Annotated in this window: 20 protein-coding genes and 1 pseudogene; 8 read left to right on the top strand and 13 right to left on the bottom strand. The window is 69.2% G+C overall.

Annotation, left to right across the window (positions count from 1 at the left end; genetic code table 11):
* Nucleotides 1-15: 15 nt before the first annotated feature.
* The 6 genes from FRANEAN1_RS16090 to FRANEAN1_RS16065 form a co-directional block, all read right to left on the bottom strand.
* Nucleotides 16-1,710, bottom strand: a complete 1,695-nt coding sequence (locus FRANEAN1_RS16090) for an FAD-binding protein (protein WP_020460864.1) — start codon at nucleotides 1,708-1,710, stop codon at nucleotides 16-18.
* Nucleotides 1,711-1,749: 39 nt separating this feature from the next.
* On the bottom strand, nucleotides 1,750-3,093 hold the full coding sequence (locus FRANEAN1_RS16085; protein WP_020460863.1) for an aromatic ring-hydroxylating dioxygenase subunit alpha: 1,344 nt from the start codon (nucleotides 3,091-3,093) through the stop codon (nucleotides 1,750-1,752).
* A 68-nt stretch (nucleotides 3,094-3,161) separates the two neighbouring features.
* A complete protein-coding gene (locus FRANEAN1_RS16080; protein ID WP_041255984.1) occupies nucleotides 3,162-3,404 on the bottom strand; it encodes a biotin/lipoyl-containing protein in 243 nt (80 codons plus the stop codon).
* Entirely contained in the window at nucleotides 3,397-4,392 is a 996-nt protein-coding gene (locus FRANEAN1_RS16075) for an alpha-ketoacid dehydrogenase subunit beta (protein ID WP_020460861.1), read from the bottom strand. Before FRANEAN1_RS16075 ends, FRANEAN1_RS16080 begins: the two co-directional genes overlap by 8 nt.
* Nucleotides 4,393-4,496: 104 nt before the next feature.
* Complete coding sequence (locus FRANEAN1_RS16070) at nucleotides 4,497-5,435, bottom strand: thiamine pyrophosphate-dependent dehydrogenase E1 component subunit alpha (protein ID WP_347177236.1); 939 nt, start codon at nucleotides 5,433-5,435, stop codon at nucleotides 4,497-4,499.
* 118 nt (nucleotides 5,436-5,553) lie between these two features.
* Nucleotides 5,554-6,330, bottom strand: a complete 777-nt coding sequence (locus tag FRANEAN1_RS16065) for a fumarylacetoacetate hydrolase family protein (RefSeq protein ID WP_020460859.1) — start codon at nucleotides 6,328-6,330, stop codon at nucleotides 5,554-5,556.
* Nucleotides 6,331-6,361: 31 nt separating this feature from the next.
* Here FRANEAN1_RS16065 and FRANEAN1_RS41095 point away from each other — a divergent pair, with 31 nt between their 5' ends.
* From FRANEAN1_RS41095 to FRANEAN1_RS16035, 7 genes are all read left to right on the top strand, one after another.
* Complete coding sequence (locus FRANEAN1_RS41095; protein WP_157472662.1) at nucleotides 6,362-6,529, top strand: hypothetical protein; 168 nt, start codon at nucleotides 6,362-6,364, stop codon at nucleotides 6,527-6,529.
* Entirely contained in the window at nucleotides 6,526-7,353 is an 828-nt protein-coding gene (locus FRANEAN1_RS16060; protein ID WP_041254248.1) for a helix-turn-helix transcriptional regulator, read from the top strand. Before FRANEAN1_RS41095 ends, FRANEAN1_RS16060 begins: the two co-directional genes overlap by 4 nt.
* A 270-nt stretch (nucleotides 7,354-7,623) precedes the next feature.
* Nucleotides 7,624-8,910: an amidohydrolase family protein gene (locus FRANEAN1_RS16055; RefSeq protein ID WP_020460857.1), complete on the top strand. Its 1,287-nt coding sequence runs from the start codon at nucleotides 7,624-7,626 to the stop codon at nucleotides 8,908-8,910.
* Nucleotides 8,907-10,127 (top strand): CoA transferase, encoded by a 1,221-nt coding sequence (locus FRANEAN1_RS16050; protein WP_020460856.1) that lies wholly within the window; start codon nucleotides 8,907-8,909, stop codon nucleotides 10,125-10,127. Before FRANEAN1_RS16055 ends, FRANEAN1_RS16050 begins: the two co-directional genes overlap by 4 nt.
* A 199-nt stretch (nucleotides 10,128-10,326) precedes the next feature.
* On the top strand, nucleotides 10,327-10,734 hold the full coding sequence (locus FRANEAN1_RS16045; RefSeq protein WP_020460855.1) for an OB-fold domain-containing protein: 408 nt from the start codon (nucleotides 10,327-10,329) through the stop codon (nucleotides 10,732-10,734).
* Nucleotides 10,731-11,912: a thiolase family protein gene (locus FRANEAN1_RS16040; RefSeq protein WP_020460854.1), complete on the top strand. Its 1,182-nt coding sequence runs from the start codon at nucleotides 10,731-10,733 to the stop codon at nucleotides 11,910-11,912. The genes FRANEAN1_RS16045 and FRANEAN1_RS16040 overlap by 4 nt, the downstream gene beginning before the upstream one ends.
* Nucleotides 11,913-11,995: 83 nt before the next feature.
* Nucleotides 11,996-12,952, top strand: coding sequence for an LLM class F420-dependent oxidoreductase (locus FRANEAN1_RS16035; RefSeq protein WP_020460853.1), 957 nt, complete (start codon nucleotides 11,996-11,998; stop codon nucleotides 12,950-12,952).
* A gap of 76 nt (nucleotides 12,953-13,028) precedes the next feature.
* On the opposite strand, the gene FRANEAN1_RS16030 is transcribed toward FRANEAN1_RS16035, so the two are convergent.
* The 7 genes from FRANEAN1_RS16030 to FRANEAN1_RS16000 all read right to left on the bottom strand — a co-directional run bounded on the left by FRANEAN1_RS16030 (nucleotide 13,029) and on the right by FRANEAN1_RS16000 (nucleotide 19,388).
* Nucleotides 13,029-14,288, bottom strand: a complete 1,260-nt coding sequence (locus FRANEAN1_RS16030) for an amidohydrolase family protein (protein ID WP_020460852.1) — start codon at nucleotides 14,286-14,288, stop codon at nucleotides 13,029-13,031.
* The gene (locus tag FRANEAN1_RS16025) at nucleotides 14,285-14,626 is read right to left on the bottom strand and encodes a hypothetical protein (RefSeq protein ID WP_020460851.1); all 342 of its coding nucleotides are present in this window, start codon (nucleotides 14,624-14,626) and stop codon (nucleotides 14,285-14,287) included. The genes FRANEAN1_RS16030 and FRANEAN1_RS16025 overlap by 4 nt, the downstream gene beginning before the upstream one ends.
* A complete protein-coding gene (locus FRANEAN1_RS16020; RefSeq protein WP_020460850.1) occupies nucleotides 14,623-15,894 on the bottom strand; it encodes an aromatic ring-hydroxylating dioxygenase subunit alpha in 1,272 nt (423 codons plus the stop codon). The genes FRANEAN1_RS16025 and FRANEAN1_RS16020 overlap by 4 nt, the downstream gene beginning before the upstream one ends.
* Nucleotides 15,895-16,009: 115 nt before the next feature.
* A complete protein-coding gene (locus tag FRANEAN1_RS16015; protein WP_041254246.1) occupies nucleotides 16,010-16,753 on the bottom strand; it encodes an SDR family NAD(P)-dependent oxidoreductase in 744 nt (247 codons plus the stop codon).
* A 717-nt stretch (nucleotides 16,754-17,470) separates the two neighbouring features.
* Nucleotides 17,471-18,091, bottom strand: a complete 621-nt coding sequence (locus tag FRANEAN1_RS16010) for a YdeI/OmpD-associated family protein (protein WP_041255979.1) — start codon at nucleotides 18,089-18,091, stop codon at nucleotides 17,471-17,473.
* 223 nt (nucleotides 18,092-18,314) lie between these two features.
* Entirely contained in the window at nucleotides 18,315-18,941 is a 627-nt protein-coding gene (locus tag FRANEAN1_RS16005; protein ID WP_041254245.1) for a hypothetical protein, read from the bottom strand.
* An 18-nt stretch (nucleotides 18,942-18,959) separates the two neighbouring features.
* On the bottom strand, nucleotides 18,960-19,388 hold the full coding sequence (locus FRANEAN1_RS16000) for a hypothetical protein (RefSeq protein ID WP_020460847.1): 429 nt from the start codon (nucleotides 19,386-19,388) through the stop codon (nucleotides 18,960-18,962).
* A gap of 604 nt (nucleotides 19,389-19,992) precedes the next feature.
* Between FRANEAN1_RS16000 and FRANEAN1_RS38905 the strand changes: the two are divergent.
* A pseudogene (locus tag FRANEAN1_RS38905) lies at nucleotides 19,993-20,154 on the top strand (ATP-binding cassette domain-containing protein); the annotation flags it as partial.
* Between the last annotated feature and the right edge of the window lie 4 nt (nucleotides 20,155-20,158).

Genomic DNA, 20,158 nt, shown 5'->3' with positions numbered 1-20,158 from the left:
CACTCCCCTCCCCCGTCACGTGGCCACCGGGTCGCCGGAGACGACGTGCGCGGCGTGCTTCATGCCGATGTAGGAGAAGACGCAGCTGTTCCCGATGCTGGCGCCCGCCCCCAGATAGGTGCGTCCCATCACCGACGCGCTGCAGTTCCCGGCAGCGTACAGACCCGGGATGGGCTCATGGTTGGTGTCGAGCACACGGGCGAACTCGTCACAGAGCAGCCCGCCGCTCGTCCCCACGTCACCCGGGTAGAGCTCGACCGCGTAGAAGGGCGCCTTCTCGACGGGCGCGAGCGAGGCGTTCGGCTGGTTGCCGTAGTCGCCCTGGTACCGCTCGTGAGCCCCTTCGCCGCGGTGGAAGTCGGGGTCGGTGCCCTGCTTCGCGAACCCGTTGAACCGCTCGACCGTGGCGGCCAGACCGGCCGGGTCTATGCCGCACGCCCGCGCCAGTTCCTCCACCGTGTCGGCCTTCTTCATGTAGCCGCTGGTGATCCACTCTTCGGGGGTGTTGGCACGGAACGCGAACAGATAACGACCGCGGTGGCGGGAGTCCATGACCAGCCAGCTCGGAATGGACTCACCGGCCGTGTTGTGCGCGTACATCTGCCGCCCGGCCTCCATGTAGGAGACCGCCTCGTTGAAGTACCGCCGACCGGCCCGGTCGACGATGATCGAGCCCGGCTTGCTCCGCTCTCCGGTGTGCAGGCTCGGACGTCCGCCGGGCTGGATGGAGGCCGGGATCCACAACGCCTCGTCCATGAAGTCGACGGCGGCGCCGACCCGCTGGGCGGCCTCGATCGCCTCGCCCGTGTCCCCGGGGTTGGCGATGGTCCACGACCCCTCGTTCGGCTGCTTCGAGTAGCGTCTGCGCATCTCGGCGTTGCGGGCGAACCCGCCCGAGCTCAACAGCACGCCGCGGCGGGCGCGGATCCGGACGGTCTGCCCGTCCCGACTGGCCACGACGCCGGCCACCCGGCCGTCCTCGACGATCAGGTCGACCAGCCCGGTGTCTGTCCAGACCGTCGCCCCGGCCGCCAGCGCCGCCTCCAGGGCCTGCGCGATCAGTGCCGCGCCGTTGGCCAGCCGGGTCTGCCTCCTGAGCCTGCCCATGGCCGTCCGCATCCCCACCCGGAGGGCGGTGCGCATGGCTTTCGGCCGCCGCTTGATCAGCTGCAGAGTGGACGCCTCGCGGGTCATCACGACGATTCCGAGCGCGGCCGTCATGCCCGGCATCAGCTTCGCGAACCACGGTCCGAGCTTCCTGCCATCGGTCACCGCGGGTTCGATGGAGCGGCCGCGGGCGCTGCCGCCACGAATTCCCGCCACCTGCGCGTAGTAGTCGCTGTACCCTTCGCACCGCTCGAAACGCAGGCCCAGGCCCTGCAGGAAGCGGACCATGTTGGAGCCTTCGACGATGTAGGCGAGCCGCCGCTCCCGCGACGAGGCGGGTCCGACGTCCCCGACCACCGACTCGAAGTACGCCAGCGCGTCCTCAAGGGAGTCGGGAACGCCGTCGGCCTGCATGAGCGGGTTGTCCGGCAGCCACAGCACGCCGCCTGACATGGCCGTGGACCCGCCGATCATCGGCTGCTTCTCGATCACCAGCGTGTCCAGGCCGCTCGCCGCCGCGGCCACGGCGCCGCACAGACCACCGCCCGATCCCACGACAATGACGTCAACGGCATGGTCGTAGCTGGCATCCGACTTCGACACGGTGCCCCTCCATGGAGTGGATGGTTTCGGTGCGGTGCCTCAGCCGGCGAGGTACCGGTCGAGTTCGGAGTGCATGTTGCTGATGAGCTGCTCCATCTCGGTGGCGAGACGGTGCTCGCGGTAGCTGCGCGAATGCAGGCCGCGTTGCTGGCTTGCGATGTTGCTGAAGTCCTGGCGTGGGATCAGACCCCAGTTCTCGGTGTCGTCGGAGGCGAAGCGGCCCTTCAGCTTCGCCCGGCCGGGCTCCTCGCCCTCCGGGTACATGGTCAACGACCACACCTCGAAACGGCACCACTCGGGGTCGTCGTTGTAGGGGCGGACCCGGTACGACAGCGCGTTACCGAACTGGGGAAGCATGAGGAAGTTCGGGAACAGGAAAACCCCGCCACCCCACAGCCGCAGGCCCTCCGGTGTCGGATGCAGCGGGATACCGGCACCCTCGGCGTAGTCGAACAACGCCTTGATCGCCGCCGTCGGGAAGTCCTCACCGGGCGCGACCCGGTTACGCATCCCCCGGAAGACGTGCAGGTCACGTTCGAGGGTCATCGCGTCCTGCCCCTCCCACAGGATCCGCGACCGCTCCAGGAACGCCTCCCCACCACGCCCCTGGGAGACGCCGCCCGCGGTCGGGTCGAACCGGCCCTGGAAACGACCGTGGCCGTTCCCGAACGCGGTGTACTCGACATTCCCGAACGGATAGTCGTCACCCAGACCGAACGTGAGCTGCGGATGCGTGCCCATCACGTGGTAACCCTCGTGGAACGCCTCCTGAGCCACCTTCCAGTTCGCGTTGAGGATCGTCTCCTTCCACCACCACACCCGCATGTTCTCCACGCACACCGCGTCCAGCAACCCCGCTACCGGCGCCAGCGCCTCCCGCAACGGACGGGCATCCGGATCCATGTTGATCCACACGCAGGCACCCCACGTGTCGACCCTGCACTCGCGCAGCCGAATGTCGTCCGGACGCAGGGTCTCCGGCGCGAATCCGTCGGCGCCGTACACGAACGAGTTGCTGCCGTCGAGGTTCCAGCGCCAGCCGTGGAACGGGCACACGATCTGCCCACCACGCAGCCGCCCGGAACCCGAACACAGCTGGGTAGCCCGGTGTCGGCAGGCGTTGTGGAAGGCCTTGACCGAAAGGTCGGGCTGCCGCACGACCAGGATCGACTGGTCGCAGATCTCGTATTCGACGAAGTCGCCGGGCCGCGGGATCTCCTCCAGCCGGCAGGCCATCTGCCAGACGCGCGGCCACAGATACTCCTTCTCCAGCTCGAAGAAGGTTCGGTCATAATAACGCTCACGTGGTACGTGTAACGGGTTCCGCATGGCGAACGGGACGTCGCGGGCAGCGTCGGCCCGGCGGTCGTCGGTGACGGCCATCAACATCAACCTCCTCTCAGCGCCGGCCTCAGCTGGTCTGTGCCGGCGTCAGCTGATCGGTTCCGGCGTCAGCTGGACGCGCTGATCGTCCCGATCTCGGCACCGATCTCGTAGACGGTCTCCACCGCGCCGCTCCAGTGCACCGTGCCGGACGCGCCGGCCTGTACCTCGGACTCGACCTTGTCCGTCGCGATGACGAACAGCGGGTCGCCCTCCTCCACGCGCGCCCCCTCCTCCACGAGAAGCTCGAGCAGCTCCGCCTCCGAGATCGCGACCGATACGCGTGGAATGCGGATCGTGAAGTCAGCCACGGGCACCTTCCCTGGTGGTTTTCCACCGCAGCGTCCGGTGGACGGCGGCGATGATCTTTTCGGAATCCGGGTACACCTGCGACTCCAGCGCCGGCGGGGCCGGGTTCGGCACGAACCGGGCGCCCACCCGCTCCACCGGCGCCGCGAGCTGGTCGAAGAGCTCGCCCTGGAGAATGGCGACGATCTCCGCTCCGGGGCCGGCGAACCGCACGGCGTCGTGCACCACCACCGCTCGCGTCGTCCGGCGCACCGATTCGACGATCGCCGCCGTGTCGAGCGGGACGAGGGTACGGAGATCGAGTACCTCGGCACTGATCTCCTGGCGCGCGAGCGCGTCCGCCGCGCCGAGCGACTCGACGACCCCCCGGCCGTAGCTGATCAGCGTGACGTCGGTGCCGGCGCGCTTCACGTCCGCCTGGCCGAGCGGGATCGAGAATCCCGGGTCGACCGGCACCATTCCACGCTGGCCCTGCAGGCGGATCGTCTCCAGGAAGATGCACGGGTCGTCGTCGAAGATCGCGGACGTGAGCAGGCCTTTGCCGTCGCGCGGCGTCGAGGGAACGATGACTTTCAGCCCGGGAATGTGCATGAACCACGCCTCCAGCGACTGCGAGTGCGTGGCGCCGGTGCCGAGTCCGCCGTAGATCTGTGTGCGCACGGTGATGGGCGCGGTTGTCCGCCCCCCGGTCATGAACCGCATCTTCGCCGCGTGGTTGATGATCTGGTCGGCGGCTATCCCGATGAAGTCCATGATCATTATTTCGGCCACCGGACGGAAGCCCTCCATCGCGGCTCCGATGGCCGCGCCCACGATCGCCGCCTCGGAGATCGGCGTGTCCAGCACCCGCTCGGTGCCGTACCTGCTCGACAGCCCGGCGGTCGGGCCGGACGCCCCCGGGTCGGCGATGTCCTCGCCGATCAGGAAGACGCGCTCGTCACGCTCCAGCGCCTGGTCCAGGGCGAGGTTCAACGCCTCGCGCATCGTCATCCGTCGTTCGTCCACGTCCACCTCATTGCCAGGCCACGTTCGATACGGAATGCACGTTCTAAGCGCGCGTTACGGGGGCAGTCGCGCTACGCGGGGCAGTTGCGCTACGCGGGGCAGTTGCGCGGATCGGCGTACACGTCCCGGTCCAGCTCGTCGAGTGCCGCGGCGGGCGCGGCCAGGACGGCGGCCAGCGCCTCGTCAACCGCCGAGACGGCGGCCGTCTCGATCTCGTCGAGCTCCCGCGCACCGCAGATCCCGTCGTCCAACAGACGTGACCGGAAACGCGGGAGGGGATCAGCCGCGATCGCGGCGTCCATCTGCTCCGTCGGGATGTACTTCATCGGATCGCCGAAGTAGTGGCCGCGGAACCGGAACGTCACGCATTCCAGGAGCGTTGGGCCGGCGCCGGCTCTCGCCCGCTCGACGGCCTCCTCCAGCGCGGCGACGACGGCGAGGGGGTCGTTGCCGTCGACGCGGACGCCCGGCATCCCGTAGCCGGCCGCCCGGTCCGCGACCTGGGCGATCTTCATCGTGTGCCCGGTCGGCGTCATCTCGGCGTACTGGTTGTTCTGGCAGACCAGCACCAGCGGCAGGTCCCACAGCGCCGCCATGTTCGCCGCCTCGTGGAAGGAGCCGGTGTTCGTGGCCCCGTCACCGAAGCTGGCGACCGTCACCCGGTCGAGGCCCTTGCGCCGTGCGGCCATGGCCAGCCCGACCGCGACCGGGGGCCCCGCGCCCACGATCCCCGTCGACATCATGAGGCCGGAGTCGGGATGCGCGATGTGCATCGTCCCGCCCTTGCCGCGGCCGGAGCCGACCTGGCGGCCCAGCATCTCGCCGTAGATCTCGACCAGCGGCACGCCCTTGCCGATCAGGTCGTGCAGTCCGCGGTACGTCGTGACCAGCTGATCGTCCAGGCGGAGGACCACGCCCACCGCCGCGGCGATCGCCTCCTGACCACGTGAGGGCCAGTACACGCACTGCAGCTCGCCCGAGGCGATCCCCTTGCTCAGCCGATCGTCGGCCGCCTTCATGAGCGTCATCAGCTCGTACAGCCGACGCCGCACATCGAGCGCCGGCTCCGCCGCCTGCTCCGTCGTCACAGCCCCTCCTCGTCTAACCCGGTCTCCGGCTGGCGGCGGCCGGGGCGGACCCCTCCGGTCATTCCTCGCTCCCGGCGGCGAGCAGCTGGTTGGTCAGGACGCCAACCTCCTCCACCTCGCACACCATGTGGTCGCCGGCGGCGGCGTCAACGGCTGGCGGCGGCGTTCCGAGCGTGACGACGTCGCCGGGAAAGAGGCTGATCCGATGGCTGATGTGGCTCAGGATCTCGCTCGGCGCGAACCTGAAATACCGGGTGTTTCCCGCCTGGACCTTGCTCCCGTTGAGGGTCCCGGTGATCGCCAGCCCTTCGAGGACGCGCCGTTCGGTGAGATCCCGCCGGATCCACGGGCCCCACGACGCGAACCCGTCGATCGACTTCGCCGTCGCCCACAGGCCGGGCGCCACGTACTCAGCCGCGGTGACGTCGTTGAAGACGGTCCAGCCGAAGATGGCTTCGGCCGCTTCGGCCGGTGACGCGCCGCGCAGCGGGCGGCCGACGACCACGGCGAGCTCGGCCTCCATCTGCACCGCCCCGGTCAGCACCGCTGGCACCCGGATCTGTGCGCGGTCGCCACCGACGAACCCGCACGCCTTGGGCACCCACATCGGCTGGATCCCCGGCGGGCGCGACGTGCCCGGCTCGAGGAAGCCGCCCATCACGGCGATGAGCCGAACGCCGGTCAGGGGCGCGCCGAGAACAAGATCCGCAAGCGGCAGGGACCGTCCGACACGGCGGTACCCCTCCAGCATGCCGCCGGAGAGGAGGTGGAAGCGATCATCCACCACCTCGCCGAAGCACGAGGTGTCGCCCATCAGTGCACGACCGAGCAGCATTGCCAGGCCCCTCTCGCACGGGAGAATCGCGATGGCCGGCGCCGCGAGCCGCGGCCATCCGCCCGGTGAGTTCGCCGGCGGCGCCCTGCGGTTCATCATCGGCGGCACCGCGGTGGCCGTCTTTGCGCATCCGGCCAGATTCGTGCTACTTGCGGTCACCTTGGCGCGCTCCCGCCACTGGACTACCGTCACCCCATGACGCCTCCCGCGCTTACCTCCCGAATCTTGCCCGTTTCGGCCAACGTCCGCTGTGAGGGTGACGGGGGGCCAGTCATCCGAGCCGGCACGTACACGCTCGAGGTCAGGGACGAAGTGGTCACCGGGTGGCACTCCCACGACCTGCACCAGATGGAGTACGCGTTCGAGGGGGTCGTCGAGGTCGAGACCGCGACGGCACGCTACCTTCTTCCGCCGCAACAGGCCGTGTGGATTCCGGCCGGGACGATCCACTGCAGCACCTGGAGCAACGTCAAGGCCGTCTCGGTGTTCTTCGACCCGGTGATGGGCCTGCCGGCAGGTGATCGGGTCCGGATACTCGCCGCTGCTCCGGTGATCCGGGAAATGGTCCTGTACGCCAGAAGATGGCCGATCAAGAGGACGGCGACGGAGCCCATGGCGGAGGCCTTCTTCGACGCCCTTGCCCACCTCGTCGTCGAATGGCTCGACCACGAGACCCCGCTGTGCCTGCCGACCACTCCCGACCCGCTCGTCGCCGCCGCCATGGACTACACCAACAAACACCTGACCGACGTCTCGCTACCCCAGCTGTGCGCGGCCATCGGGACGTCGGAACGGTCGTTGCGCCGGGCGTTTCTCGCCGCGACCGGCATGTCATGGCGCCGGTACCTCCTCGAGAGCCGATTACTCAAGGCCATGGCGCTACTCGCTCAGGACAGCCAGAACCAGACCATAATCGCGATCGCCCTCACCGTCGGATTCCAGAGCGTGAGCGCATTCACCCGGGCCTTCGGCCAGTACACCGGAGAGACTCCCACCGCCTACCGCCAGCGCGTCCGCGGCTGACAGTTCCGTGCTTTCATCCTCACCGTCGGCGACCGATTTGGCCGCCTCTCCGCACGGCGGAGGCGCGCCGCGCGGCGAAAAACATCGCGAACAGTCCCGGACCAGCCACCGAAAAGACACGGCGGGATTGCCGGGGCCACGACCGCCCGGCCGAAACGGGCAAGGACTTGGCCGAACCCGCAAAGACGGCCAGGGCACGGGGCCCGATGATGGAACCTACAGGACACCGCTGCCTCGAATGCCGCAACGGGAAGCAACTGGGGAGGCCACATGAACATGGACGACTTGATCCTTATCAGCGTGGACGACCACGTGATAGAGCCCCCCGACATGTTCGAGGGCTTCATTCCGGCGAAGTACGCCGACCGGGCGCCCCGGCTCGTCTCGGACGAGCTGAGCGACAAGTGGGTGTTCGGCGAAGGCGAGGCCCGCAGCTCCGGCCTGAACGCGGTGGCCGGCCGCCCGCCCGAGGAGTACGGCCTGGAGCCGACGCGGCTGGCGGAGATCCGACGGGGCTGCTACGACGTCCACGAGCGGGTCAAGGACATGAGCGCCAACGGCGTGCTCGCCTCCCTGAACTTCCCGTCGATGGCCCGCTTCTGCGGTCAGTTCTTCGCCAGCCGGGCCGACCAGGACCCCGACCTGGCCCTTGCCGTCCTCACCGCCTACAACGACTGGCACATCGACGCCTGGTGCGGCGCGTATCCGGACCGGTTCATCCCCTGCTCGATCCCGCCGCTGTGGGACCCCCAGCTGATGGCGAAGGAGATCCGCCGGACGGCGGCCAAGGGCTCCCATGCGGTCAGCTTCTCGATGAACCCCTACGCCCTCGGCCTCCCGTCGTTGCACAGCGATCACTGGGACCCGTTCTGGGCGGCCTGCGAGGAGACCGAGACGGTCGTGTGCGTGCACATCGGGTCAGGCGCCATCGGCGTGGTCACGGCACCCGACGCCCCGATGAACGTCGAGATCACCTGCGCCGCCATCAAGACCTTCCCGACCGCCGCGGACCTCGTCTGGTCGCCCATCTTCCAGAAGTTCAAGAACCTCAAGGTGGCCCTGTCGGAGGGCGGGATCGGCTGGATCCCGTACTTCCTGGAGCGGGCCGACTACGCCTACAAGCAGCACCGCGCCTGGACCCGCCCCGAGCTCGGCGGCCGCCTGCCGAGCGAGATCTTCCGTGACCATGTCGTCACGTGCTTCATCGTCGACGACTTCGGTGTGGCCAACCTCGATCGGATGAACGAGGACATGGTCACCTGGGAGTGCGACTACCCCCACTCCGACAGCACCTGGCCGCGTTCACCCGAGGTGGTGATCGACGCCGTGGCCGGACTGACCGACCTGCAGGTGGACAAGATCACTCATCGCAACGCGATGCAGGTGTACTCCTTCGCCCCCTTCTCGATCCGTCCACGCGAGCGGTGCACCGTCGGCGCGCTGCGGAAGGAGGCCACCGGACACGACATCTCGATCGTCTCGCAGGGCGTCTCGGAGCGCCGGTTGACCACGGTCGGCCAGTTCGCCCAAGCGCACCAGCCCGGCAGGACGGCGTGAGCCCGGCGCCACTCGCCGGGGCACGGATCCTGGAGGTGGCCTCGCATGTGTTCGTCCCGATGGCCGGGGCCGTGCTCGCCGAGTGGGGCGCCGAGGTCATCAAGATCGAGCACCCCGAGACCGGTGATCCCTACCGTGGCCTGGTCACAGCCGGTTTACACAAGTTGTGGCACGGCGTGGACGTCCAGTTCCAGGCCACGAACCGGGGCAAGCGATCCGTCGCCCTGGATCTGAAGAATCCGGCCGGCCGGCAGCTGCTGTCCCGGCTCATCGCCGCGAGCGACGTCTTCGTGACCAACCTGCGCGCGGACACCCGCGCCCGGCTGAACCTCGAGCTGGCCGACGTCCGGGCCGACAACCCCGCGGTGATCTATGTACGGGGTACCGCGTTCGGTTCCCAGGGGCCCGACGCCGGCCGGGGCGGGTACGACGCGGGCGCCTACTGGGCCCGCAGCGGAATGCAGCAGATCTTCACCGCCCCCGACGCGCCCTGGCCGGCCATGCCCCGCCCGGCGTTCGGGGACGTGGTCGGCGGGCTGAGCATCGCCGGTGCCATCAGCGCGGCGCTCTACCACCGGTCGACGACCGGCGAGCCCTCGACGGTCGACGCCTCGCTGCTGGCGTCCGGAATGTGGCAGGTCCAGATGGACCTCATGAACGCCACCCTCAACGGCCCCGGCGGGCCGGTCGCCGCCCGGAGCCGGTACGAGGCCTCGAACCCGCTGATGCTGCCGTACCGCACGGCCGACGGCCGGGTCATCGTCCTGCAGATGCTCGCTCCCGACCGCTACTGGCCACACCTGTGCAAGAGCATCGGTCAGCCAGCCGCGGCGAACGACCCCCGGTTCGTGGACATGGAGGCCCGCCGCCGCAACGCCCGGGAGTGCGTCGAGTGGCTCGAGGGCGTCTTCGCCGAACGCACCTTCGACGAATGGCGGGCCGTCCTCGCGGAGTTCGACGGGGAGTGGGCGCCCAGCCAGTACCCCCACGAGCTCGCCGAGGACCCCCAGGTGAAGGCCAACGGCCTGTTCGCCGACGTCGATCTCGGCAACGGCCATTCCCTGCCGCTGGTGGCCACGCCGGTGCAGTTCGACCAGCGGCCGAGCCAGCCCAGCCGTGCCCCCGAACACGGTGAGCACACCGAATCCGTACTCCTCGACCTCGGCCTCTCGTGGGACGAGATCGGCGACCTCAAAGCCGGCGGGGCGATCCTCTGACCAGGCCTCCCGTCGCCTGCCGAGCCACCGGCCGGCCCCTGCCCCGGTGGCTGTCCGTCGCCCCGGGCGAGGCACCGTCCTGGAAGGGAACAGCAGACGGTGGCTGAGAAACCCCGGTTCGAGTCACGGCACTGACCGGCGGCCGGGTCGACGGGGACCGCCGAAGATCACGAGAACGCGAGAGTCAGGGGGCGGTCGGGTGACCGGCGAGGACAGGCCCATACCCGTGGTCGACGACGACAGCCGCGACTTCTGGCATGGAGGTGCCCAGGGGCAGCTCCTGATCAGCGCCTGCACCGCGTGCGAACGACTGTTCCACCCGCCGGCGCCGATCTGCCCCGGCTGCTATTCCCGTTCGATCGGGTTCCGGCCGGTCTCGGGCCGCGGCACCGTCGAGACCTACACGGTCGTCCGCCGCCCGTGGGTGCCCGGCTACGAGCCGCCCTACGTCGTGGCCCGGGTGGTCCTCGCCGAGCAGCCCGACCTGCGCCTGCTGACCAACCTGGTCGACTGCGACGTCGAGGCGGTCACGACCGGCATGGAGGTCGAGGTGGCCTTCGAGCAACGAGGTGACGTGTTCGTACCGATGTTCCGGCCGATCCCATGAGCGCTGACGTCATGAACATCGAGCGCCGGGCGATCGTCTCCGGCATCGGGCGGTCCCAGTCCGGCCGGAGGTTGAACCGGCCCGCGATCGATCTGACCCTGGACGCCTGTCTCGCGGCCATCGCCGACGCGGGTCTCACCCCGCGCGACATCGACGGGCTCACCTCCTGGCCCGACCACCCCGCCCCGCACGGCTTCGGCGGCCCCCGGGTCGGCGACCTGCACACCCTCCTGCGGCTGGACCTGTCGTGGATCCTCGGCTGCGGCGACGGCGCCAACGTCATCGGCATCCTCGGAATCGCCGCCCACGCGGTGGCCACGGGCCTCGCCCGGCATGTGCTGGTCTACCGGACCGTCGGGGAGGCGACAAGCCAGGGGACCGGCCGCCGTCCGGCCGTGATGGCCGGACCCGGGGCCGGGGCCGCGCCGTGGAAGACGACCTACGGGGTGGGTTCGCCCGTCCAGTTCGCCGCGCTGTGGGCCCAGCACCACTTCGACCGCTACGGCACCACCCGGGAGCAGCTCGGCTGGGTCGCCGTGAACGACCGGCGCAACGCCGCCGACAACCCGGACGCGATCTACCGCGACCCGATGACGATCGACGACTACCTCGCGGCACGGATGATCAGCGAACCGCTGTGCCTGTTCGACTGCGACATCCCGGCGGACGGGTCGATCGCCTTCGTCGTCTCGCACGCCGACCACCGGCGCGACGTCGACCGGCCCGTCTTCTTCGAGGCCCTCGGCGGCGGGCGGCCGATGACCTCGAGCTGGGAGTTCTGGCCGGACTTCGACATCATGGCCGCGACGAAAGCCGCCGAGCAGCTCTGGTCGCGTACCTCGCTGCGGCCCGCCGACGTCGACGTCGCGGGTCTCTACGACGGGTTCAGCATCTTCGTCCTGCTGTGGCTCGAGGCACTCGGCTTCTGCGGCCGCGGCGAGGCGGGCCCGTTCGTGGAAGGTGGCACGCGCATCGCCCGCACCGGTGATCTGCCGCTCAACACCTCCGGCGGCCAACTGTCAGAGGGCCGCTACCTCGGCTTCGGCCTGGCCTACGAGACCTTCCTGCAGTTACGGAACCAGGCCGGCACCCGGCAGGTCACCGACGCCGAGGTCGGCCTCGTCACAGGCGGCGGCGGCCCGCTCGCCCAGGCGTTCCTGTTCACCGGTGACCGCTGATTCACCAATGACCGCTGGCGAAGGAGAAGTCACATAGCGACCTTGTCCAGGGTAATCCCCGTCCCAGATCCCAGGAGGCACCAATGCGAATCGGCCTGATGATCGGCTCCGACAGGGACCGGCAGTACCGGGAGCGGGTGCGCGGTTTCATCGCCGACGCCCAGAGCGCGGAGGAGGCGGGCTTCGCCTCGATGTGGGTACCGCAGATTCCCGGTTACTTCGACGCGCTGACCGTGGTCACGTTGATGGGCCAGGCGACGCGTCGCATCGAGCTGGGCACCGCGGTCGTGCCGGTCCAGACCCGCCATCCGGTCGTCATGGCCCAGCAGGTGCTGTCCACCCAGGCGGTCTGCGAGGGGCGTTTCACGCTGGGGATCGGGCCGTCACACCACTGGATCATCGAGGACCAGCTCGGCCTCTCCTACGAACGCCCAGCCCACCTGGTGCGGAACTACCTCCAGGTGCTGAACGCGGCGTTCGCCGGGCCGGGGCGGATCGAGGTCGACAACGACACCTACCGGGTACACAGCCCGCTCGACGTCACCGACCTCGTCCCGACGCCGATCCTGATCGCGGCGCTGGCACCGGTCATGCTCCGCATCTCCGGCGAGCAGACCTCCGGAACCATTCTCTGGATGGCGGACGAGCGGGCCATCGGCGACTATGTGGTCCCGCGCATCACGAAAGCCGCGGCCGACGCCGGGCGACCGGCACCGCGCATCGTCGCCGGGGTTCCGGTCGCCCTGTGCCCCGCCGGCGAGGTCGACGCCGCGCGCTCCGCGGCGAACGACGTCCTCGGGCACGCCGACTACTCGCCCAACTACAAGCGGCTCCTCGGCCACGGGGATGCCAGGGACGTCGGCGACGTGATGGCCGTCGGCGACGAATCCGCCATCGTGGAACGCCTGCGCGGTTTCCGCGACGCGGGAGTCACCGACCTCGCGGCCCGCGTGGTCGCGCTCGGAGCCGACCGCGCCGAGCGCGTCGAGTCCCAGCGGCGGACACAGGAGTTCCTCGCGACGCTCTGCCCCCGGATGTGAGCCAGGTGTCGCTGGACCAGACCAGCCGGCCGCGGTCCGGTCGTCTGGTCTGGTCTGGTCCAGCGCCACGCCCGTGCTACTCGTTCTTGTAGACGAGGCCGTCCTTCATCACGAACCGCACGTCCTGCGTGGCCGTGATGTCATCGGATGGATCTCCGGGAACCGCGATGATGTCGGCCAGCAGACCAGCCGCCAGGCGACCGCGGTCATCGACACCGATCAGCTCGGCGCTGGTGACCGTGGCGGCCCGCAGCGCCTGCATCGCGGTCATGCCGCGGTCGACCAGAGCCCACAGCTCCTTCGCGTTGTGCCCGTGCGGGATGGCGGGCGCGTCGGTGCCACACGCGATCCGCACCCCGGCCTCGATGGCCCTACCCAGCGTCCGCCGAGCCCGGGGGAAGACCTCCGCGGCCTTCGCCTGGAGCGCGGGCGCCGCCTTCGAGATGTCGAGGCCTTCCGACAGATAGCTGGTAGGGACGAGGAAAGTCCCATGGTCGACCATCATCCGGATGGTGTCGTCGCTGGCCAGTGAGCCGTGCTCGATGCAGTCCACCCCGGCCCGGACACAGGCCCGGATGCCCGCGTCGCCGTGGGCGTGGGCAGCCACCTTGAGCCCCGCCCGGTGGGCCTCGTCGACGATGGCCGCGATCTCCTCGTCGGAGTACTGCTGCGCGCCGGCGGCGGTGCTGTGCGACATCACCCCGCCCGACGCCGAGATCTTGATGACCCCGGCGCCGTACTTGATCTGGTAGCGGACCGCCGCGCGCACCTGCGGGACGCCGTTGGCGATCCCCTCCTCGACGCCCAGCGGCATGATGTGCGGCGCGAGCCGCTGGAACATCGTCGGGTCGAGGTGCCCGCCGGTGGGCGTGATCGCGTGACCGGCGGCCACGATCCGGGGCCCCGGTACCCAGCCCGCTTCGATCGCCCGGGCCAGGTCCACGTCCAGCAGATACCCCCCGGTCTTGACCATCAGCCCGAGGTTGCGCACCGTCGTGAAACCGGCCAGCAGCGTGGTGCGGGCGTTCACCGTCGCCCGCAGGGTCCGGTACACCGGGTCGTCCTGGACGCCGTGCAGCGGGTTCGGCAGGCCCGTCGGGTTCTCGGGGCCACCGAGGAGGAGATTGATCTCCATGTCCATCAGGCCCGGCAGCAGAGTGAGAGCACCCAGATCGATCTCGGTCGCGCCGGTGGGCGGCACGGCCGGGTTCACCGCGGTGATGCGGTTCCCCTCGACCACCACGACCGCGGGCGAGCGCACCGTCCCCGCGTCGACGTCGACCCAGCGTGCCGCGCGCAGAACGGTCGCGCCGGTAGCACCGGGGACGCCGGTCACGGGACCGGCTCGATGACACAGTCGACCGCGGCGGCGCCGGAATCGGGAATCCGCGGCTGCTTCCACGCCTCGACCGCGAAGGACACGCTGATCATCGAATACAGCAGGTGCAGCAGGTTCAGTGCCGTCTCCGGCATCTCGTCCAACGGAAAACGGTCGCAGTACGCGATCGCGGCCTCAGCGCGTGGGGTGATCGCGTCGTAGAACTCCTGCATCTCCGACATCGAACCGGCGAGCCGCCTCCCGTAACGCTCGGCCTCCGTCGCCAGGCACCAGACCGTGGCGTAGGGCTCGAGATCGGCGAACTCGCCCGGCAGCAGGGTCGGCATCGGGCTCACGCCCCCGCGCCGTTGTGCTGGTATTCCCCGACCCAGTCGGCCGCGACCTTGTGCAGGTGCCGGCAGAGAACCTCCTGGTCGTTCAGTGGGAACTCGGCGACAGCCCGGGACTCGAGCATCGACTGCGTCGCCTCCAGCGTGTTGGCGTCCTGCAACGCGTACTCCTTGAAGGTCACCGCGGCCATCTCGCGGGCAACCCGGTCCCGCGCGTTCCGGGAGGGAACGAAATACAGGTTCCCCTCGAAGGTGTGCGTGTTGTGCGACGTCGGCCAGTAATGGTAGGTGAGATACCAGCCACCCGCCCAGATCAGGATCACGAAGTTCGGCCAGAGATTGAACGAGTCCAGACCCCACGGCTCGCAGCCGGCCGGGTTGAGACCCGCCGGCATCTTCTCGACGCCGAGATCGGGTTCGTCCCAGGGCCCGAACAGGCCGCTGCGGGTGATGTCCTCCATCGGCTTGCGCATCTCCGGGTCCAGTTCCCACGCCTTGATACCGGCCGTGCTGACCAGCCGGTGCGGGCCGTCGATGCGGTAGTGCGGCGCCTCGAACCCCGCCTGCTGCGCCGCCGTCGAGAACTTCGACGGCGTCTGCCGGGCGTGCAGAATGGGCGCATGGTAAAACTCCTGGAAGGCGTCCATGAACAGCTTCCAGTTCGCGCCGACCTCAGCACGGTAGTAAAAGCGCTCGGTCATCGTGTCGAACGGATATCCGCCGAGCGCGGTGACCATCGGGCCGAGGAACTCGGGCAGCGACTGTTCGGGCTCCTTCGCCAGATTGACGAAAATGAATCCGGACCAGACGTCGCAGTGCACCGGGACGAGGCCGAAGTCCTTCTTGTCCAGGTTGAAGAACTCGCCCTCCTGCTGCACGAAGGTGGCGGCGCCGTCCAGGCCGTACCGCCAGCCGTGGTACTTGCAGGTGAACTGGCGACAGCTACCGGCGGTCTCCTCCCGCGGGAAGTCGTTCCACACCAGCTTGTTGCCGCGATGGCGACAGATGTTGTGGAAGGCACGGACCTGACCGTCGTTGTCGCGCACGACGACGATCGAGGCCCTGGCGGCCTCGATCTCCTTGGTGAAGTAGCTCCCGCTGCGCGGTAACTGCTCGACCCGGCCCACGTTCAGCCAGGCACGCCTGAAGATCGCATCCCGTTCCAGGGCGTAGAAATCGGGCGAGATGGAGTCCTCGTACGACACCAGCCCGGTTCCCAGCTCCGGGTAGTGTTCCGTCCAGCTTCCCTCAGCCGGCTTCGGCCATCGTGCCACAGTCATTCCTCCGTTTCGGATGGGTCCGTTTCGGATGGGTCAGCTGCCGGACGCGGGTCCGGCTCCGGTCAGGTAGGCCGGGCACGGCTGCCAGGTAGCGGTACGGGGGTCGCCGTCACATGACACTCCCGCCGTTCACCCCGAGGACCTGGCCGGTGATGAAACCGGCGTCATCGGAGCAGAGAAAGGCGCAGGCGGCGGCTATGTCATCACCCGTCCCCAGCCGACCCACCGGAATCGCGTTCACCAGGACCTCGTTGTCCGGCAGGTCGCCGGCCGCCTGGGCGCTGCGGGACATCGGTGTGTCGATACTCGACGGCGGGATGCTGTTCACCGTGATCCCGAACGACGCGTACTCCCGCGCGAGGGCCTTCGTCATGGCGATGACGGCACCCTTGGACGCGGCGTAGTGGACCATGCGGGGCGAACCCCGCTGAGCGCTTGACGACGAGAGGGTCACGATACGCCCCCACCGCGCCGCGACCATATCAGGGATCACAGCCTGAACGCAGTGGAAAGTCCCGGTAAGATTCACCTCGATCACCCTGTTCCAGGACTCGAGTGTGATTTCAACAAAAGGCTCGAACGCCGCGAGCCCCGCACTCGTGACCAGTATCTCCACCGGGCCGAACTCCTCGCGGACCTGGCTCAGCGCGTTCTCCACGTCCGGACGGCTGGTGACGTCGACTTCGCACGCCAACGCCTCCGCCCCGTCCGCGGCCAGCTCCTTCGCGGCCTGCCGCGCGGCCGAACCGTTGCGATCGACCACGGCGACTCTGTGACCCCGGTCGGCGAGATGCCGGCAGATGGAAAGCCCCATCCCCGACGCACCGCCCGTCACCACGGCGACCCGCTTCATCTGGAACCGGCCGCTGCCCGCGACGGCGCGACGGCGACGAAGCGCGCCGCGCCTCCCGGGCAAAGGTCTTGCTCCACCGCCGAGACCGCGGCCGAGACCCACGAATTGTGGCTCGTGAAGTCAGCCATGCGCACCCACCTTCGTCGTCGCCCGTCGCGGAGTCCGCCGGACCGCCGCGATGACGCGCTCGGAACTCTGCATACGACAACGGCGCCGCTCGGGCCCGGGCGGCGCCGTTTGCCGGCTCCGCCGGCCGGTGCCGCCTGCTTCCCGAGTTCGCCGACGGTGCCCTGCCGGCTCATCATCGCCGGCACACCCTTGGCCGTCTTTGCATGTCCGGCCAATTCTGTGCTGGTTTCGGCCGCTGACCGGCAACCGATGCCCGTGGTCGACGACCCGCAGCAGGCAAAGGTTCTGGTCCTGCGAAGGATGTTCCGCCACGGCAGGCGCCCTGGCAGCCTCGCCCTGGGTCATTTGTGCGTCGGTGCTCGCCCCAGGCCACCTCGGCGTCGAGCACCCAGCTCACCCCGAAGCGGTCTTTTAAGCATTCCGTAGCGGGACGTCCACTGCACAGGTGCGAGCGGGGCGACAACGGTCGCGTCACGGTGCGCCGGGATGTCGAGCGGCTGCGCGAGATGGGGTACCGGATCGCCGCGGTCAAGGTCCGGGTGCAGCCGCATCACGTCGTCGTCACGCAGGCCGCGACATCCGGCTCGGTCACTGCGGGTAGGGCGTCTCGCCGCGTTCGAGCATCCCGACAAGCGTCGCCAGGCGATTCGCCCGGCTCGACGGACTCGGCGCGGTCATGATCCTGTGTAGGACCGCATAGCGGTTACGGCCGTTCAAACCCGCGAACGCCGACGCCGCAGCCGTTGACGCGGTCAGTGCGGCCGCCAGGTCATCCGGGACCTGCGCCCTCGCAGCTCCCGGATAGGCCTGGTCCCAGCGTCCGTCCGCCTTCGCACCCTCGATCTCGGCGTGCCCGCGGGGACGCATCCGGCCCTCCTCCGTCAGACGCGTCACGAGGCCGATGTTCCGCTCGGACCACAGCGAGGCCCTGCGACGTGGTGTGAACCGCTGCCGGAAGGTCGCCGCATCCCTGCTCTTCTTCTGCCCGTCGATCCAGCCGCTGCACAACGCCTCCTGGAGGGCGAGGTCGTAGCTCAGCGATGTCGGAGACGTGGTGCCCTTCTTGGCCAGCAGCAGCCACACCCCGTCGGAGACGCTTTCGTTCACGTCCAGCCATGCCCGCCACGCCGCGGCATCGGCGACGACCAGCACCTCCGGCTCGGCGCTGGTTCGCGACTCCGCCCTGGCCGCCCCGTCATCCGCGCTCATGGGCTTCATCGTATGGACGGTGCAGACATGACCATTCGACGATGAGCACCGATCGACCCACACGACCTTCGCCAGGCCCGCGCCGGGACCACCGCCCGAGCCGGAGCCGGCACCAGCGCTGAAGCCGGAGCCGGAGCCGGAGCCGGCGACGAGCTCGCCCTCCTGGGTGATCACCGTCGGCCGCGCAAGCTCGGTCGGCGCCGCGGCCGCCCTCGCCTTCTTCTTACTGTCGCCCGCCCCGCCGCCACCGCCACCGCCACCGATGGCAAGCGACATCGGCGTGGACTGACCCGGCAGCTGCAACTCCACCGTGAAGGCCACGCCCTTGCCGACGCCGTCGGCAGGCAGCAGCGGCACCGCCGGGTCGGCGGCCGCCAGCGCCGTGTTGAACTGCCCGACCCGGTCTGCGGGCAGCGGCTGCGACGGCCGCCAGCAGGCCCAGCCCGCGCAGCCCCACGTCCAGCCCGGCGGGCAGCTGCCCGTGCAGCAGCGGGACGTCCGACAGCCCCGCCCGCAGTTTCAGGACCACCCTGCCCGCCCAGGCCCGGGCGGCGTCGTCCGGCTTGTCGGACACGACGACCAGCGAGCTCCCGTTCTGCTCCCGGGCCGTGAACACGACGGACCTGCGGGCGGTGGCGTACCCCACCGCAAGCTCGGTGACCGTCCCGAGTTTGGCCAGCACCTCGTCGGCGGACAGGTCCGAGATTCCGAGCAGGTCGGCGACGTCCGTGAGGGACACCCCCTTGGAGTCCTCGCAGCTCGCGGTGAACTCGGTGTTCCCGGCGTCCTTCACGGCGAAGGTCAGCGTGCGGCCGCCATCGCCGCCGCCCTGACCGGGCACGTCCAGCACCAGCCAGCCGGTGTACTCCTACTCGAACCCACCGCCCCCGGGCTTCCTGGTCAGCTTCGCCGCGACGTCGAGATCCGCCGTGACGGCACCCAGCGGGAACTCGGCGGCGACCTCCACCCGGAACCCACCGCCACGGCCGTACGACAAGACGAGCCGACGGAGACCGAGGTCCTTCAGGGCGGGCGGCGCGTCCGCACCGAACAGGCCGAAGATCGCCTGCGCGGACAACCCGCGCACGGCTGCACCGTCCACCATCCGGACTTCGTAGACCAGCTGAAGATCCCGCAAGCCGATCCCGCTGAGAGCCGACAGCACGGGATAACTCTGCAGTGGCACCGCGATCTGGACGCCGGCTACATCCTCACCGTCGGTACCGGCGTCGGCATCGGTCTTGCTCGCGGGGTCCGAATCGCTGGCACCGAAGAACCACAGCGATATGGCGGGCACGGCCGCACCCATCGCTCCGCCGAGACAGAGAAGGGCCGGATCGGGAGCCAGATTCGTCAGACTGCCACCGAAATCGAACTATTCACTCAACGCGCCGATCTTCACCGCGTTCTGGAGGTCCCCCAGGTCCTCCGGGAGCCCGCCGGGAAGAGCAAGTTCCTGCCCCAGAGTCAGGCCGGTAAGCCATTCCCTGAACTTGCCGACACCCATTCCCACGACGCGAACCCCTTCGAATCGCCAGCCGCTCCGCAGAGGAACATTATTTGCTGCATTTTTACGGTTTTACCACTTCCCTCGGCTCCGCTACACGACAGATCCAACCTCTCCCTCAGAAAGGCCGCGTAAACCAGCCCACCTGAGAACAGAAGGATCTTTCGAATCTCCCGAACACTCAACGCGCATCCCACCCGTCAATGCACACCAGAACCGCGGGCCGGAGTTAACAAAGAAAAAGGTTTCCTTTTGGTGGCGTGGCGGTTCCGCCGGCCGGGGTAACGCATTCCACCGCCGTCAGCCGCGCCCGTGTCAGGGTAGGTCCGTGGCACTGGGGCGGGCGGGCACACCGGTCGCGGGTTGACGCCGGTCGAGCAGGACGGCCAGGGTCGGCTACGATACGGCGATCGACGATGAGGGCCCCGGACTCAGCGCCGGCAAGAAGCAGCTCCTCACCATCGCCCGGGCGTTCCTCGCAAGGCCCGCGAACCTCATCCTCGACGAGGCCACCAGCTCCGTCGACACCGAGGTCCTCATCCACGAAGTCATGGCGGACC

Source organism: Parafrankia sp. EAN1pec (assembly GCF_000018005.1).
In the GTDB taxonomy this organism is placed as follows: domain Bacteria; phylum Actinomycetota; class Actinomycetes; order Frankiales; family Frankiaceae; genus Parafrankia; species Parafrankia soli.
This window is presented reverse-complemented; position numbering and strand designations above follow the sequence as displayed.